Origin of the sequence: Paenibacillus sp. FSL R5-0908 (genome assembly GCF_038006245.1) — a bacterium.
Taxonomy (GTDB): Bacteria; Bacillota; Bacilli; order Paenibacillales; family Paenibacillaceae; genus Paenibacillus_AQ; species Paenibacillus_AQ odorifer.
The window spans coordinates 4,219,385-4,234,801 of sequence record NZ_JBBOUV010000001.1 but is presented as its reverse complement, the minus strand read 5'-3'; the positions used below and the strand labels follow the sequence as shown (position 1 = coordinate 4,234,801).

The 15,417-nt window shown below is 42.0% G+C and carries 17 protein-coding genes; 14 read left to right on the top strand and 3 right to left on the bottom strand.

The genetic code is table 11. The annotated features are described in order from the left end of the window. Positions 1 to 82: 82 nt before the first annotated feature. A complete protein-coding gene (locus MKZ09_RS19355; RefSeq protein WP_076200878.1) occupies positions 83 to 1,345 on the top strand; it encodes a molybdopterin molybdotransferase MoeA in 1,263 nt (420 codons plus the stop codon). A 701-nt stretch (positions 1,346 to 2,046) separates the two neighbouring features. Here MKZ09_RS19355 and xerS read toward each other — a convergent pair. Then, on the bottom strand, positions 2,047 to 3,129 hold the full coding sequence (xerS, locus tag MKZ09_RS19350; RefSeq protein WP_076200880.1) for a tyrosine recombinase XerS: 1,083 nt from the start codon (positions 3,127 to 3,129) through the stop codon (positions 2,047 to 2,049). A 165-nt stretch (positions 3,130 to 3,294) separates the two neighbouring features. Between xerS and MKZ09_RS19345 the strand changes: the two genes are divergently transcribed. From MKZ09_RS19345 to MKZ09_RS19310, 8 genes are all read left to right on the top strand, one after another. Beyond that, a complete protein-coding gene (locus tag MKZ09_RS19345; RefSeq protein ID WP_076099061.1) occupies positions 3,295 to 3,804 on the top strand; it encodes a GNAT family N-acetyltransferase in 510 nt (169 codons plus the stop codon). Between the two features lie 243 nt (positions 3,805 to 4,047). Further along, on the top strand, positions 4,048 to 4,149 hold the full coding sequence (locus tag MKZ09_RS19340) for a sporulation protein YjcZ (RefSeq protein WP_197069683.1): 102 nt from the start codon (positions 4,048 to 4,050) through the stop codon (positions 4,147 to 4,149). Positions 4,150 to 4,334: 185 nt separating this feature from the next. Further along, complete coding sequence (locus MKZ09_RS19335) at positions 4,335 to 4,958, top strand: TetR/AcrR family transcriptional regulator (RefSeq protein WP_076200883.1); 624 nt, start codon at positions 4,335 to 4,337, stop codon at positions 4,956 to 4,958. A gap of 61 nt (positions 4,959 to 5,019) precedes the next feature. After that, positions 5,020 to 5,865, top strand: a complete 846-nt coding sequence (locus MKZ09_RS19330; protein WP_081394127.1) for a hypothetical protein — start codon at positions 5,020 to 5,022, stop codon at positions 5,863 to 5,865. Positions 5,866 to 5,904: 39 nt separating this feature from the next. Continuing rightward, on the top strand, positions 5,905 to 6,384 hold the full coding sequence (locus MKZ09_RS19325; protein ID WP_076200885.1) for a flavodoxin domain-containing protein: 480 nt from the start codon (positions 5,905 to 5,907) through the stop codon (positions 6,382 to 6,384). Positions 6,385 to 6,621: 237 nt separating this feature from the next. After that, complete coding sequence (locus tag MKZ09_RS19320) at positions 6,622 to 7,494, top strand: AraC family transcriptional regulator (RefSeq protein WP_076200886.1); 873 nt, start codon at positions 6,622 to 6,624, stop codon at positions 7,492 to 7,494. A gap of 91 nt (positions 7,495 to 7,585) precedes the next feature. Beyond that, positions 7,586 to 8,509, top strand: coding sequence for a phosphotransferase enzyme family protein (locus tag MKZ09_RS19315; protein ID WP_076200887.1), 924 nt, complete (start codon positions 7,586 to 7,588; stop codon positions 8,507 to 8,509). 174 nt (positions 8,510 to 8,683) lie between these two features. Continuing rightward, positions 8,684 to 9,424, top strand: coding sequence for a methyltransferase domain-containing protein (locus MKZ09_RS19310; RefSeq protein WP_081394128.1), 741 nt, complete (start codon positions 8,684 to 8,686; stop codon positions 9,422 to 9,424). Between the two features lie 171 nt (positions 9,425 to 9,595). Here the strand turns inward: MKZ09_RS19310 and map are convergent, their stop codons facing one another. Together map and MKZ09_RS19300 are read right to left on the bottom strand one after the other, a co-directional pair. Next, complete coding sequence (gene map, locus MKZ09_RS19305) at positions 9,596 to 10,342, bottom strand: type I methionyl aminopeptidase (protein WP_036687603.1); 747 nt, start codon at positions 10,340 to 10,342, stop codon at positions 9,596 to 9,598. A gap of 7 nt (positions 10,343 to 10,349) precedes the next feature. After that, the gene (locus tag MKZ09_RS19300) at positions 10,350 to 10,895 is read right to left on the bottom strand and encodes a TetR/AcrR family transcriptional regulator (protein ID WP_256719122.1); all 546 of its coding nucleotides are present in this window, start codon (positions 10,893 to 10,895) and stop codon (positions 10,350 to 10,352) included. Positions 10,896 to 11,030: 135 nt separating this feature from the next. Between MKZ09_RS19300 and MKZ09_RS19295 the strand changes: the two genes are divergently transcribed. From MKZ09_RS19295 to MKZ09_RS19275, 5 genes are all read left to right on the top strand, one after another. Next, on the top strand, positions 11,031 to 11,303 hold the full coding sequence (locus tag MKZ09_RS19295) for a transposase (RefSeq protein ID WP_076201357.1): 273 nt from the start codon (positions 11,031 to 11,033) through the stop codon (positions 11,301 to 11,303). 306 nt (positions 11,304 to 11,609) lie between these two features. Beyond that, positions 11,610 to 12,422 carry a hypothetical protein gene (locus tag MKZ09_RS19290; protein WP_076200891.1) on the top strand — a complete coding sequence of 271 codons (813 nt, stop codon included), beginning with the start codon at positions 11,610 to 11,612 and terminating at the stop codon, positions 12,420 to 12,422. 538 nt (positions 12,423 to 12,960) lie between these two features. Continuing rightward, complete coding sequence (locus MKZ09_RS19285; RefSeq protein WP_076200894.1) at positions 12,961 to 13,923, top strand: helix-turn-helix transcriptional regulator; 963 nt, start codon at positions 12,961 to 12,963, stop codon at positions 13,921 to 13,923. Positions 13,924 to 14,032: 109 nt separating this feature from the next. Then, positions 14,033 to 14,659, top strand: coding sequence for a type 1 glutamine amidotransferase family protein (locus MKZ09_RS19280; RefSeq protein ID WP_076200897.1), 627 nt, complete (start codon positions 14,033 to 14,035; stop codon positions 14,657 to 14,659). Positions 14,660 to 14,880: 221 nt separating this feature from the next. After that, positions 14,881 to 15,123, top strand: coding sequence for a DUF3889 domain-containing protein (locus MKZ09_RS19275; protein WP_256719123.1), 243 nt, complete (start codon positions 14,881 to 14,883; stop codon positions 15,121 to 15,123). Positions 15,124 to 15,417 lie beyond the last annotated feature (294 nt).

Sequence of the window (15,417 nt, the reverse complement as noted above, 5' to 3'; positions counted from 1 at the left end):
GTTTATAATTTTACTTCAAGAGGTGTCATGTTAAAATAATATTTATTACTGCAAACATCGACGTTTCAGAGCGGAGGTCTTTATGAAGGAAAATAAATTTCAGCGTGAAGCGCTGCAAGTAAAAGAAGCTCAGGCCAAAATAATCAAATATGCTAATCCGCTAGAATCAGAAGACGTATCACTGGATGAGTGTAGTGGACGTTATTTGGCTGAAAAAGTGATCGCTCCACACCCATTTCCTGCGTTTAATCGTTCGAGTATGGATGGATATGCGATTATCGCGGGGGATACCCGTAACTGTGTTAATGGACAAGTGGTATGGTTAGAAATTGTGGATAATATTCCGTGTGGTGCAGTGCCTGCGGTAGATATAACTCCGGGAACAGCCGCAAGAATTATGACTGGTGCACAAGTACCGGTTGGTGCAGATGCTGTGGTGATGCTGGAGGTCACGGAGAGACGTGAAGAGGAAGGCAAGACTTACGTTGGAATTCGAAAAAAACTAGAAGCAAACAGCAATATCACACCTCAAGGTTTCGAATTAAGCCAAGGTGATCTTGTATTGCCAACAGGAACGTTAATCTCTGCGGGGGATATAGCTGTTCTTGCAGCGTTTGGATTACATACCGTGAAAGTCTATCGTCGTCCCAAGGTAGCCATCTTTGCTACAGGAACTGAGCTGCTGGAAGTGCATGAGCCGCTGGTGCCTGGCAAAATCCGCAATAGTAACTCCCCTATGCTCGAAGCTCTAGTCAAAGAGACAGGGGGTGTTCCAGTAATGTTAGGCGCTATTGTAGATGATCTGGAGCTGGCTAGAAGTAAAGTACAGATGGCGCTGGAAACTTATGATTTTGTGATTACTACGGGTGGAGTTTCTGTGGGGGATTATGATATCATGGGCGACTTGGTTCGTGAACAAAGTGGAAATATGTTGTTCAACAAAGTGACGATGCGTCCGGGAAGCGTAACTACTGCTGCGGTTAGAGGGGGTAAGCTGCTGTTAGCTTTATCCGGAAATCCGGGGGCTTGTTTCGTTGGGTTTCAACTGTTTGCACGGCCTGTGATTTCACTGATGCAAAGTGCTTCTCAGCCTTTTTTACCGGAATGGAGCGCTACACTCGGTACAGATTATAAAAGAGTGAATAATTTTACTAGATTTGTGCGAGCTCGGTTAGAAATAAGCGACGGCAGCCTGTTTGCTTATCCGGCACTCATTGATGAATCTTCCGTAACGGTTACGATCAAGGATAGCGACTGTCTGATAGTTGTACCCCCAGAAGAAAAGGGGCTGTCCGCCGGAGATAAGGTAACAGTGATCAAGCTGCCAGGAGAGATTCGGGGCTAGATGTGGAGGGTACTCAGGCCATCGATGATGAATAAAATTTCACCGCAGGTATTGGAGTAATTAAAGGTATTTGATATCCAAGCACGTACGGTAATCAACATATAATTGCGGGGTCAACGACATTATTTCCAACATTTCAACATATGAAAAATTCACAATAGATAAGTAAAAAACAACTTTCCTGCTAACCCAATTGTCGCTAACAACCGGTTTTAAGGGGGGATTTTACCCCGGAAATTAGAATAAGAAAACCCACTTGCGTACCGTAAGTGGGTTTTTAGTGCAACAATAACAGGGTTGGGAGTGCCCGCCGAATGTTAATTCAAATTTGAAAGATGGCGGAATGAAGTGTCCGGGTAGACGACACAATCATTGTAATTCTCTATCGGAAGAGTCGCTGCTCTGCTGGTTGGAGTTATTAGCCTGCACCACTGCCGAGATTAATCCCCCGCGGATGCTTAAGGACTCAGATGATCTTATTTGTTTATTTATCTCTTTTTGAGCGGGGTTTCGGACCTCAGTGTCGCTATTTCATTGAATGGAGCCCATATTTACTTATTTCAGGCCAATAGCGACCTTGGGGTCCATTGGCAATCCAAATGTGAGATAATCCTGCGTTTAAGGTCAGCTGAGTCCGATAACAACTCTGCACTAGCGAAGAGCGGCTACTCATCCGAAGTATAAACTCCCTTTGGTGATAATTAATTATCGACACGCCGCTCAATCGCCTCAGACATCGTTTTATCCGTTAGATGAGCGTAGATCTCAGTTGTTTCGGTGGATGCGTGCCCGAGCTGTTCCTTCGTTTTATAAATATCATTTTGCAGATAATAATCTGTTGCAAAAGAATGACGCAGCTTATGAACCGTAAGATATGGTTTACCAAAGCGTTTAGCGTACTTAATAATCATTTCTTGAATCGCACGTTTGGTCATACGTTTGCCTTCTTGACGCCCGTTAGGGAGAGAGATAAACAAGGCTTTTTCTCTCTTGGGTGTTTTGTAGCGAGACTGGCGCAGACTAAGATAAAGAGCTAGATCATCTTTAGCTTGCTCTCGAAAATAGACAGGTGTCTTAAACGTTTCGTCATTATTCCCTTTGCGGGTAACATAGAGCAACTTGTTGTTAACATCCAAATCGTCTACGTTTAGATTAACTACCTCAGATACACGCAGGCCAGAGTTCAGAATCAAGCTGGCAATACAGGCGTCGCGCTCGTGATTTAATTGAAACGAATAATAAGCCTGTTTGTTGCCCTCGACATCCCGTCCATAACCTTCATAAATGTACCCCACAAACTCCAGTAATTCCTCATCTTCCAAAATCTTACCCTTTAACTTAGCGGCAGTATCCTTTGGTTTATGTGTTCGTTTGACCTCAACCTTAGCCATAATGTTGCGTTTAAGCAATGGATAAAAGTTCTCATCCTCGGCGATTTGACTTAAATAATGAAATAAGGAGCGTAATGCAGATAACTTACGGGATACAGTAACACGAGTGTTCGTTCCCTCGGCGCGAGTAGTTAGGTGCAACCGATATCCGACAATACTGTCCATATGTAGGGTTTCCAATTCTAGAAGCGTGATCTCGGTATTTGAGCCAGCTTGAGATAAGCCCTCTGCACGCAACCAGCCGAAAAAAGATTCATAATCCCGGATATACTCCAGCAGTGTGGAAGGGGAGAGATCTGGGCGTTTATAATCAATAAACTGCTGAACGAACCAGGGCATGAGGGGTAGCTTTTGATCAAGTTTTTTACGGTCATCGTTCTTTTGAACGCTCATGTGATTCACCTTTTTCCATAGATTGCATAAAATCTCTTCCTTCTATCTTAACATGTTTTGTCCCAGATTGGACTTCGAATGAAGGGAAAACTAGGGCCGAGCCTTGCTCCTGATGCCGGTAAGCTTTATGATGTGAAGTAAACATAAATGTCAGAGGTGCACATAATGAAACTTGAAATTGAGCTGGTTCCCAAAGAACGTAAGCATACTATAAGCAGATTAATGCAGTTCTACCTATATGATTTCACCCGTTATTTAGAATTTGATGTCAATCAAGACGGGGTATTTCCAGCCTATCCGGGTCTAGAAGCTTATTGGAGTAGCGGAAATAATAAATCAGCGTATTTGTTTAAGGTGGACGGGCATATTGCTGGTTTTGCTTTGGTGGACAGGTTATTGCGTAATCCTGAAGGCCAGTTTTATATGACTGAGTTTTTTGTGATGCAAAAATACCGCCGAAGTGGTGTAGGTACATGGGCTGCGCATAAGCTCTTTGATATGTACTCTGGGGAATGGAAGGTTTCACAAGTCCGTGCGAATACACCTGCTCGTGATTTCTGGCATAAAGTGATCGGGGACTATACCCATGGAGAGTTTCAAGAGCGCTTTAATCCACAACAAGGCAACCCCAGCCAATACTTCAACACATTAACTATTAATAGGATTAAGAAATAAAAAACCTTATATTGCTGGTTTCTTTTAGCTAAGGAGCTTACTACTAACATCAAATACGAATTGTAATGAAGGGAGCATCTAATGCTCTCTCTTTTTAGTTAACATAATATTAATTATGTTAACCTATTAAACCATTCACCATAAAAAGGGTCGTTGGTTTATTTTTTGTGTTCAAAATACCCAGTCAGTGAGGGCAATATTGCATATCTTATGATGTACTCAATTACAAAGGAGGAGTCAACAATGGGCGAATTTGCAGGTGGATACGGTGGTTTCACTTCCACAGGAGCTATTCTGGTTCTGTTTATCCTGTTAGTTATCATTACTAAAACCCTCTGTCTGTAATCCTTTAACTTCACAAATTAAAGGTTCCGTCAGTCTAAATGACTGGCGGATTTTTTATGTCCAGATAAGTACATTAGGGGAGGGGAATACATGTGACTAAGGATATTGACATAAAACTAATCCGAAATATATATTAAACAGTGTTCAAAGATTAAACAGTGTTCAACTTATGAGGAGACAAATTTATGACTAAAGAACAACGAAAAGTACGTGAGCGTGAAGAAATGAGAAATCTGATCCTGCAAAATGCAGCTTTATTGATTGCTGAAGAGGGAATAGAGAAGCTCTCTATCCGAAAAATCGCTGAGAAAATCGAATATTCTCCGGGAATTATTTATCATTATTTTAAAGGCAAAGAAGAGATTATCGAGAGCTATTTGCAACAAAAATATACGGATATGCTTACTGAGCTTCAGTCTGTGCAACAAGAGGTACAGCAGGAATTACCTCCAGATACACTTTTAAAACGATCATTGGAGAAGTTCATCAGGATGTCTCTTTCTACGGGTGTAGAATACCAGAATATCATGCTAAACAATACACCTGCTGTTCTTAGTTACACAGCTGTTCTATTTAGAGGAGCTGCACAGGAACGTAACGCGATTGGGATGCTCTGCCAGGGCTTGCTCAGATTTGAAGCGCAAAAAAACCGTGAAGAAGCTTTCGTAGAACTCACTGCTCAGGTGATATGGAGTGCAGCGTTCGGTTTAATTATGCGTTTGCTTGTCGAAAAAGATCTGCCTGATGATCATGTCGAAGCTCTGATTTCATGTCATTTGGATTCAATGGTTGCTATTGCCTCCAGGTAAAATCTAAATATTTTCATGAAGGGAGGGGGAGGTTGTTATAAAACATATAAGGAAAGTCGTAGTGCTGTCGGTGTTGATTTCGGTTATTGCAGTGTTTGCAACAGCGGTTGGGTTGTTTTCAGATGGGATAAGGGATGGAACAAAATATACTTTTACGTCAATATGGGGCGAGGATGTAAAGCTTCAGGGGTCAGGAGTGTACAGCCATGATTCTGTCTCTGCGGCGGCACAAGCTAAAGCACAGGATGGTGTTACATTATTTTTTGCCATACCTTTACTGCTCAGTTCGCTCATCATGACATTTAAAGGCTCGATAAAGGGTAGGATGCTCCTTACGGGCACTCTGGGGTACTTTTTATATACTTACGCATCCTACAGCTTTCTGACGATGTACAATTCATTGTTTTTAGTTTATGTGCTATTGTTTTCTTTAAGTTTTTTCGCATTCATCCTAGCTTTATTTTCCTTTGATAAAGAATCCATACATACTTACTTTAAAAACAGTGTACCTTCTAAAGGAATCGGCTTTTCACTAATGGTTATTGCTTTTATGATTTTATTGCTCTGGCTAGGGAAAATACTGAATTCACTACTGGGGGGAACACCGCCACAAGGGCTAGAGCACTATAGTACGTTGGTAATTCAAGTTTTGGATCTTGCGATCTTAGTCCCATTAGCAATTGTAACGGGGATTATGGTCATTCGTAGACAACCTTTTGGGTACCTACTGGCAACTGTCGTTGTTTTTAAAGGAGTTACATTACTGCTAGCAATTACGGCAATGCTGGCGGCAATGATCTATAGCGATGTGGCTGTGTCTATAGCCGATTGTGTTATTTTTCCGACGATGGCTGTTGCTATTGCTGCTTGTATGGTTATTTTGTTAAAGCATGTACGTGAACCCTAAAGATAATAAGTGACCAGCGAGCGGAAGGGAGCGATTAGAATGAAGGCAATAATTATGTTTACCTCGAAATATGGGTGTGCGGAGAAAGCGGCTTATTTATTAAAATCTCAACTGGGCGAAGAAACCGAAGTAGTTAACCTGATGCATGCTAAAGAGCCGACACTGGAACGATATGATACGGTCATCTTGGGAGGATCTATTTATTATGGAAAAATCCAAAAACAAATGACTGATTTTACAGCAAAATATCAAAATGAACTAGGGAAAAAACGAGTAGGATTGTTTGTTTGTGCAGGAGCAACAGGTGAACAAGCCTCACAAGAATTGAAATCTGCATTTCCAGAAGTGTTATATGACCAATCGGTGACGAAAGAAGTTTTTGGAGATGAGATCTATGAAGAGAAGCTAACTTTGCTAGACCGGTTTGTACTGCGGATGGTAAAAGGAAAAAATAAGAACGTAAAGGGGTTGTCAAAAGAGACGATAGAGCGTTTTGCTCTTGCTATGAAAAGGTTGTGAAAGTGAGTGGACGATCGAGCTTCTGAATGCACTTCAGATGATAGTTAACATAATTATGATTATGTTAACTATCATCTCGACATTCAAAAAAAGTAGTCCTTCTTGTGAGAAGAGATTAACTCCTCGTAGTGAGTCTCTGTTCATCGAAACATGAAAACCCTACAGAATCGTGCAGATAAAGTCGGGAAGATAAAAACCTTCTCTGATAACCTTTAATTAACGAGGGGAGGAAACGTCATGGATACGCTGGTACAACTGAACAAAGCAATAAGCTATATTGAGGAGAACCTAACAAATCCCATTGATTATCAGGAGGTTGTGAAAATAGCCTGCTGTTCGGAATATCATTTTACTCGTATGTTTTCCTTCCTAGCAGGCATTTCTCTGTCGGAATACATCCGGCGTCGACGTCTAACTTTGGCAGCACTCGAGCTTTCACAAAGTAATATCAAAATTATCGATGCCGCTCTGAAGTATGGTTATAATTCGCCTGATTCCTTTTCTAGGGCTTTCCATAGCATGCATGGGGTTAGTCCTTCGGAAGCTCGGGTCCATGGACATTCTCTTAAGGCGTTCCCTCGGATGTCGTTTCAGCTGACTATTAAAGGAGGAAATGAAATGAATTATCGTATTGAAAATAAAGAATCTTTTCGCATCGTGGGCATAAAAAAACGGGTTCCAATCATTTTCCAAGGGGTCAATCCGGAGATTGCGTCGATGTATGAAGGGTTGACGCCGGAAATGATTGATGAGATGAAGAGATTTTCTGATGTTGAGCCCTCAGGATTTATAAGCGCCTCTACAAATTTCTCTGAAGGACGTATGGAGGAAAAAGGAGAGTTCGATCATTATATTGGCGTTGCCACTACGAAAGATGCATGGAATGGCCTGGATCAGCTGGAAGTGGCGGCCTCTATGTGGGCTGTATTCACAGTCGTCGGCTCTTTTCCGAGTGCGCTACAAGAGATCTGGGGGCGAATATATTCGGAATGGGCTCCGTCATCGGGATATGAGCTGATTAAAGGGCCTGAAATTCTATGGAATGAGCACAAAGATATCACATCGCCAAATTTTAAAAGTGAAATATGGGTGCCTATCACTAAGAAATAAAAGAGTTTGGTTGGACTAATGAAACTGAGAGCTGAATATCCTTTCACAACGAAGCTGCCGCGAAAAATCATTCCGGCAGCTTCGTCAAGCTATAGGCAGGATATTTCAAAAATGTTGTAGAAGTACAACCTATCGTGTTAAAGACAGAACGGGAAAATCATATTTACTCCGCATTCATGAACCTTCTATAGAGGACATGAAAGGTCTGCAACATACATACAGCGGCATTCTTGGAGAATTGCAAATGCTTGAGAAGCTGGGAAGCTGGAGCAGCAACGAAATACAGACTCCCGTAAGAAACAATGAGGGTGAACTTATTACGATCATTGAATACGAAGGTGAACTGCTAAACTGCTCCGTCCTCACCTGGTTGGATGGAAGAGACATGAATATGAATGATGTTAACAATCTTGAACTGGTAAAAGAACTGGGATCTCAAATAGCAGAACTGTATACTTTTTTTCGGCAGTACGAACATACAGGTATGGAGATTCGACCGAGTCAAGGTAAAGCTTATAATGAACGGATGATCCGTGTGATTCATTCGGTTGTGAAAAAGAATTTATTTACGCCTTCTGATGCTAATGTCATTGAACAAACGCTGCAATTGATCAACTCCCGGTTAGATGACCATGGCGGGGAGGCTGGCCCGGACCTTATTCATGGGGATTTGTGTATGGGTAATATCATCATCACAACCGAAGGAAAGGTGCGTTTCATCGATTTTGGCTTTTTCGGTAACGGTTATGCCTTACTTGATGTAGCCATGGGAGCTATGATGCTGCTATCCGATCGAAGAGATACTTTCCTAAAGGGGTATTACAGAGAGTGTGAAAATACAGTGAAAGATCTACAGCAGTTGGAAGGTTTAATGTTGGTCGCTATTATTGGGTATTACGTCTTCCAGATAGAGAATGTACAAGTTCATGACTGGATGCGTGAAAGAATGCCCAAATTATGCGCTGAGTATTGTCGCCCCTTCCTCAATGGTGAAAGTATATTTTATAAAATATGAAATGGAACGTTCATGGTTGAACTAACGAGGACTGGTATGTTTGATAAAAATTGATTATAACCGTTTATCACCAAACGTGTTATCAAAAAAAATAGTAAAATACTGTTAAGCGCGATGGCTGTCGATGCATTTATTTCGATTATATTATAACAAGGAATGAAAGGGGGAATGGTGTTGATTGAACATAGCAATCTTGAAGAATTTCAAGATCCGGTAAATTACGATCTTGAATTTGACGGTGAAATGGACAAATATCAGTTCTATCTTGAGCTTGCCAGATTGAGTCCTGGGGAAGTGTTAGAACTTGCTTGTGGTACAGGCTTAACAACGATCCCCCTCTCGAAAGCCGGTATAACAATGACCGGTGTAGATATCTCTTCAGCGATGATTGCTTATGCGCGGTTGAAGGCGAAAGGGCTGACTGTAACTTTTATGGAAGGTGATGCCCGTACCTTCGAATCGGACAAGCGATTTTCGATGATTTATTTGACTGGTAATGCTTTTCAGGCATTTTTAAGTGATCAAGATCAAAGCGATTTGCTCACGACCGTTCACAAACATTTACAACCTCATGGAATCTTTGCATTTGAGACCCGTAATCCGGAGGGAACGGATTTATCCGATCAAGAGGAGACAGAATGGGGATCATTTATTGATAAGGATGGAAATAACGTCAAGATATCAGGCACCCAATGTTACGATGCTGGCCAGCATATCATGCATTGGGTCACGATGCGTGATTGGGGGTATAAGCGAACGACTTCCCGAATTGCTTGTCGGTTCACGGATCCGAATACGCTACATTCTTTATTAACCCGTCACGGCTTTCGCGTCGAACATCAATATGCTGACTGGGATAAAACGCCGTTTTCTCCGTCATCTTCATCTATCATTAGTGTTTGTAGGAAATGTTAGGAGAAACGTAATGCATTGCGATAGAACCCCCCTCAGATTGAGGGGGATTTTGTTGTTCCTAAGTTTAGTATCCTTTTCGCATTAAGAATTCAATCGGTCCGCGGGCCATTCGTTTTCTGCTCAATAAATAAAAAAGAAGTCGACCCTCTCGTTGGTCGGCTTCTAATTGTTCTATTGCGCGGTCAGGATTTGTGGTCCTTCAGCGGTGATGGCGATCGTATGCTCGTATTGGGCGGCGAGCTTGCGGTCCAGCGTCCGGGCGGTCCAGCCGTCCTGATCAATTGTCATGTTGTAGGTGCCTTCAGTGATCATGGGCTCGATCGTGAATACCATGCCTTCTTTAATGCGGGGGCCTTTGCCGGGCTTGCCGACATGCATATAGGTAGGCTCCTCGTGCAGGTCACGACCGATGCCATGAGCGAGAAGGTCGCGCACGACACCGAAGTTGTTCGATTCGGCATGCTGCTGGATTGCGCTCGTCACGTCTCCAAGCCGATTGCCGGGCTGTGCCTGCGCGATGCCGAGATCAAGGCACTCCTTCGTGACGCGCATCAGCTTCTCAGCCGCCGGTGAGATCTTCCCGACCGCATAGCTCCAGGCTGAATCGCCGAGCCAGCCGTCGAGCTCCGCTACCGTGTCGATCGTCACGATATCGCCTTCCTCAAGAGGCTTATTTGTAGGGAAGCCATGTGCAATTACATCGTTGACGGAGGCACAGGTCGCATATTGATAGCCATTGTAGCCCTTCGTATAGGGTTTGGCGCCGTGCTTCAAAATAATATCCTCGAATATGCGCTCAATCTCGTTCGTTGTGATGCCCGGTTTGATGAGCGGGGCAATTGTGCGATGGCATTCGGCCACAACCTGGCATGCCTTGCGGATGGCTTCGATTTCATACTTGCTTTTTAAGATAACCATGTTTGTTTCAGGACTCCTTTGTAATGGCTTGCATCGCGAGTTGGGCGATTCGATCGACGTCCAGTTCGGAATTGTTGGCATAGTAGTGCAGCCCGCAGCAGCCGACCAACACGGCAAGCATAAGGTTGATGCTGTCGTCTTCGTACTGGATAGTCGATTGGAGTGGAACATACAGTCTTTCCATGAATCGTCTCTTGGCAGGGTGCCGATCTTTCTCTGGCAAGCCTGTAAAATGTTCCGCTGCCATTTTGTAGACGAGATATGCGCGGGCATCTGACTGCCACAACCGGAGTAACGTCTTGCAATACGTTAACAACTGCCTGTCGTCTGGGGTGTCCCGGCTGATGTTCGCCCATTGAGTCAGGGTTTGCTCACATCGCTCGAAGCCGCTGCTCAGCACATCTTCTATTAGTAAATGCCGGTTGGGATAATAATGGTATACCGTGCCATAACCGAGACCAGCCTCGCGGGCGACGTCGCGAATATCAAAGCTTCCGCCTGTACGGAAGTAGGTGCGCGCGGCGAAGTCCAGGATTTGTTCTCTGCGCTGCATGCGTATGAGCTCATTTTGTTCTTTGGTACGGGGGCACATGGGCGAGTTGACCTCCTTTTTTATAGACCTGCAAATTTGTCAATATAAAGAGTGTAACGCATGAGGCGGAGAAAAGCAATTATCTGTTGGCGTTCGATGAAAACAAGTATTAGACTGAATAATAAAGTGCTTACCGGAGTATGCAATCCTGAGATACGTGTGCGCATTGAATCGCTTCGTCAGCAGCAAGCTCAAGTGCCGACACCGAAACAAATTAAGCGGGAGATAGATGAAAACAACAAGGACGCCATCATTGCGTTGTTAAAACGAAAGATGAAGAAGCACGAAGAAGAAAATAAATGGTTGCGAGTACAACTTAAGTTTTCCTATGCGGAGGTCTATCAAAGGATTCGAGGGAATGACTGTTAACTTATTCAGCTTACGGGCAGCTTAGTTTAAGATCATACTCGGTGAACTGTATCATAAATAGGAGCGAGTTTAACCCTTGAAACCAGTGAGCTAGGATCAATTTCGTTTCGAGTTAATGTAAATAATATCTATTATTTTAAAAATATGCGACAAAAATTGCATTTAAAGAAACATTATTGTATGATTTTGGTGTGTTAAAAATTGGAAAATTTAATCGTCATTGTGTGGACAGTACGGATACTACTTCAGCAGTTAATTATGGCGTAACCAAAGTTTCTTATACTTATTAACTAAGGAGAAGCAGCCTTGCGTAAGAAGAAATATGTTAGCATAGCCTCAATTACATTGATTGTAATTATGGTCGTTCTATTCTTCAGTATGAAAAATGTTTTTTTCGACGGCTCTTCTAACAAATCAGAGGAACAGGCCGTCACAACAACCAGTGAGATGATTAACGAGACAGAGAAACCAGCTGCCACAATAACGAATAAGGGAACCAATGAAAAGAAGAGTGTAACCGCGATGGAGGCACTGCGCCTTGGGTACTCAGAGGCGAAGAAGCTGACGGAAGAAGAGCCATTACTTATTAACATTACAAGCACGGATGACACTTCTGTTTCCCAGGAACGAACCGATGGTTCGGATGGAACAAGAGATGCTTGGAATCTCGAATTTGGCAGCAAGAAAGGGAATGTTTTTATTTATATCAAGATCGATAATGGAATGGCCATTAAGACTGATGTGAAAAGGCACGATAAGAATTTACTTGTAAAAGGACAGTATGCGATATCTGATATTCAAATTGATTCTTCCGATGCAGTTAAACAAGCTGTTGAGAGACTGGGGATGAAACCAGGAAATCCTGCTATAGCAGATGACTGGATCAAGGGGTATCATTTTACTATCAGCGGGTATAATACTGATCCTAACTCCTCCAAAACACGTCTGCTGCTAAGAGTTATGGGTATCTCGCCGAATTCTCCTAATCGTGAGAATGACAGTTTGAGAATGAGCGCTTTCTTTGATGTCAAAACAGGCGAATTGATGAGCGCTACCGAGATGACAGGCTTCGACAAGGATGGGAATACCATGTGGAAGGATATTGAGCTTAAATACTGATGACGGCATAAATAAATGAAGAAGGAAGATATTTTCATAAAAATACAACATATTACCAAATAAAGAGTTATTATTGATGGAACTTACCGTGCGTTACTGCTCATGAGCAGACGCATGGTAAGTTTGTTTTTGTGTAAAGGCGTTATCAACTGTCTACTTGGTAAAGGCTATACGCATCACTCAAGTTTATTGAAACTGGAAATATCCATTCTTCCAGGTGATATATATGCTGTGTATATTCTTTAGTCTCCTGAACGGCGGTTAGGGTAATTGGAACCTAGCGGATCAAAGAAAGAGCATTCTGCAAAGGATGGCCCAAAAACTTACCGTTACAAACAGCGCGGTGAACTGTATCACAAGTTGTGGTAAAGTAGATTGTTGGGTTGAGCTAAGAGCAGCAATGTTAAAAATTGCAGATTGTTGTTTATAGATTGCTAAGTGAGGATTGAAAGGCTGAAAGATTGATGAATAAAGGGATGCAGGCGATTCGCAAAGCAAATAATTTAGTGCGATCCTAATAAAAGATGAGGTATATGTGATGCCAAAAAACGATAATATGCTGGCAATCCTATGGATGCTGAATTCGGGTGTTAAAATGACCGCAAAACAAATATCCGAAAAGTTAGAAATAAATATAAGGACAGTCTATCGGTATATTGATGCGCTAAGTGCCAGTGGAGTGCCTATAATATCCGACACTGGTCATAATGGCGGGTATAGCTTACTGAATAATTTTATCAGAGCACCTCTGCTATTTGATATTGAAGAAAAAAAAGCACTTCTTCATGCTGCTGTTTTTGCAAAAGAAGCCGGATACCCTTTGAGTGAGGCACTAGGTAATGCGACATCCAAATTGAAAATGTATTCTAATCAGGAACAGGAAAGTGTTCTCAGCCGTCATTTAGCTGGATTTGAAGTTATAAACCGTAGGGGAGACCCTTCTATTCAGCCAGTATTAGCGGAATTGGAGCAAGCTGTAGCAAACGAATTCTCTGTAGAAATTGATTATCACACACGCCGTGATGATCAACCCAAGACTAGGGTGATAGATCCCTATGGAATGGTGTACTGGAACAATAAATGGTATATTGTTGCATTTTGCCAACTGAGAAATGAGATCCGCAGCTTTCGGGTGGAACGGATTTTACAAATCAAGCGGACTCAAAACATATTTAAACGTTCCGAAGCTTTTTTGGCTCGGGAATTTTTTTTGCAAAATCTATTACCTGATTTAGTCGGCAAGGACGGGTTAATTGCTTTAATTATCGAAGGTAGGTCAGAGGCGTTGGATGACTTATGCCTGCATTGGTTTTTAGGGCATCATCTGAAAGAGCGCACATCAAATCAAGCAATCTTTTTACTTGAGGAAAAATCAATTCATGCCTATGTTCCTAATTTTCTCTTATCCTACGGAAAATCCATTCAAGTAATCGAACCACAGAGTTTGAAGGAAAAACTTGTTGGTGTGGTGTCGGAGTTAATGGAATATTATCAACTTTAATAACTTCACTGACAGCGGATGTCAGTGAAGTCATTTTATAATGATGATAATCATTGATTACCGATGGTTGGTATCACTTGATGAATCGTAAAATAGGGAGAACTTGCAAATGAATAATACGGTATATCTTTATGTGTTTGACACAATGGCAGACTGGGAAATAGGCTACGTAACTGCCGAACTGAAATCGGGAAGATATTATAAAAAGGGGCTGGCCCCGTCAAAAATAGTTACCGTGGGAATTGATAAGACTCCAGTAACTACAATGGGCGGATTGAAAATACTGCCTGACATCAAATTGGATGAGTGCAGTATTGAAAGATCAGATCTATTGATTTTACCCGGTGGAGATACATGGACAGAAACCATTCACCACCCCCTCTTAAAAATCGCTGAGAGGTGTTTAAGGGAAGGTATATGGGTTGCAGCGATTTGTGGTGCGACAATGGGACTTGCCCGGACAGGATTGCTGGATTCACGTGGGCATACAAGCAATGATCTGGAATACCTTAAAATGATCTGTCCCACTTATACAGGAGAAAAGTATTACAAAATGGAGTCTGCTGTAACTGATGGAAAACTGATCACAGCATCTGGAATAGCTCCGTTGGAATTTTCTGCACAGATCTTGAAAGCTTTGGATGTGTTTTCTTCAAAAACATTAGACGCCTGGTATAGCCTTTATAAGACTAGTGATTCTAAATATTACTATGAGTTGATGAATTCAATACAATGAAGGTATCAGCATTTAAGGAGGAGTGAAAGTGTGTTGTATATGGATATGGACAAGATGCCACATGAGTAACAATGCGATTTAAAACATTCGTTCCACAGGAACCCTTTATTATATATGACTTTCCTAAATCTAGGTCTTGCACGCTGGCATTAAGTTGTCTAAGAATACATTTGGATAAAGTGGGAGATATTACTGAAAACTTCTCCAGATGGGCGGTTATTATGAAAAAAATACTGATATCATTTTTGGCGATACTTATTTTTTCCACTGTTAGAGTAGAGGCTGCGCCTGAATACGCAAAATGGGGCAAAATTGCAGTAGAGGAAACACAAAAACGATACAATGCAGTCATAATTGATTATAAGCACATTGGTCGTACTGAACTAACACCGGAAAAGTCTGAAGAGAAATTCAAACTATGGATTAGAAGCAAAGCAGGTAACGAGTTTGGGGTTTTTGTATAAATCCAATTTGACCCATCAACTGATACAATCCAATCGATTCAGTTTTCTGAAACTAATCGTTAGATTTAATAAATCTCGCGATTACGCTAATGGGGCACGATAGCACAATGACAACAGGCTGCCGAGATCATGGGCAGCCTGTTCAGCTAACGGGCAGAATAACGTGATGTAGGTTTGTACTTTAAATGGGAAAAGTAAATAGAGGTGGAGTAAAGATAGGACTTCATTTTCCAGTCCAAGACTGCTGCTGGTTTTATAACTAATTTATCCTCTAATTGAACGACCTTAATCCCA

What these genes read in the sequence shown, in the direction of transcription:
- MKZ09_RS19325 (WP_076200885.1), top strand. Translation starts at nt 5,905, where the DNA reads ATGAAGGCAATAATTATGTTTACCTCGAAATATGGGTGTGCGGAGAAA.
- MKZ09_RS19340 (WP_197069683.1), top strand. Translation starts at nt 4,048, where the DNA reads ATGGGCGAATTTGCAGGTGGATACGGTGGTTTCACTTCCACAGGAGCT.
- MKZ09_RS19275 (WP_256719123.1), top strand. Translation starts at nt 14,881, where the DNA reads ATGAAAAAAATACTGATATCATTTTTGGCGATACTTATTTTTTCCACT.
- MKZ09_RS19280 (WP_076200897.1), top strand. Translation starts at nt 14,033, where the DNA reads ATGAATAATACGGTATATCTTTATGTGTTTGACACAATGGCAGACTGG.
- MKZ09_RS19295 (WP_076201357.1), top strand. Translation starts at nt 11,031, where the DNA reads ATGAAAACAAGTATTAGACTGAATAATAAAGTGCTTACCGGAGTATGC.
- MKZ09_RS19300 (WP_256719122.1), bottom strand. Translation starts at nt 10,895, where the DNA reads ATGCAGCGCAGAGAACAAATCCTGGACTTCGCCGCGCGCACCTACTTC.
- MKZ09_RS19285 (WP_076200894.1), top strand. Translation starts at nt 12,961, where the DNA reads ATGCCAAAAAACGATAATATGCTGGCAATCCTATGGATGCTGAATTCG.
- map (WP_036687603.1), bottom strand. Translation starts at nt 10,342, where the DNA reads ATGGTTATCTTAAAAAGCAAGTATGAAATCGAAGCCATCCGCAAGGCA.
- MKZ09_RS19335 (WP_076200883.1), top strand. Translation starts at nt 4,335, where the DNA reads ATGACTAAAGAACAACGAAAAGTACGTGAGCGTGAAGAAATGAGAAAT.
- MKZ09_RS19355 (WP_076200878.1), top strand. Translation starts at nt 83, where the DNA reads ATGAAGGAAAATAAATTTCAGCGTGAAGCGCTGCAAGTAAAAGAAGCT.
- MKZ09_RS19345 (WP_076099061.1), top strand. Translation starts at nt 3,295, where the DNA reads ATGAAACTTGAAATTGAGCTGGTTCCCAAAGAACGTAAGCATACTATA.
- xerS (WP_076200880.1), bottom strand. Translation starts at nt 3,129, where the DNA reads ATGAGCGTTCAAAAGAACGATGACCGTAAAAAACTTGATCAAAAGCTA.
- MKZ09_RS19320 (WP_076200886.1), top strand. Translation starts at nt 6,622, where the DNA reads ATGGATACGCTGGTACAACTGAACAAAGCAATAAGCTATATTGAGGAG.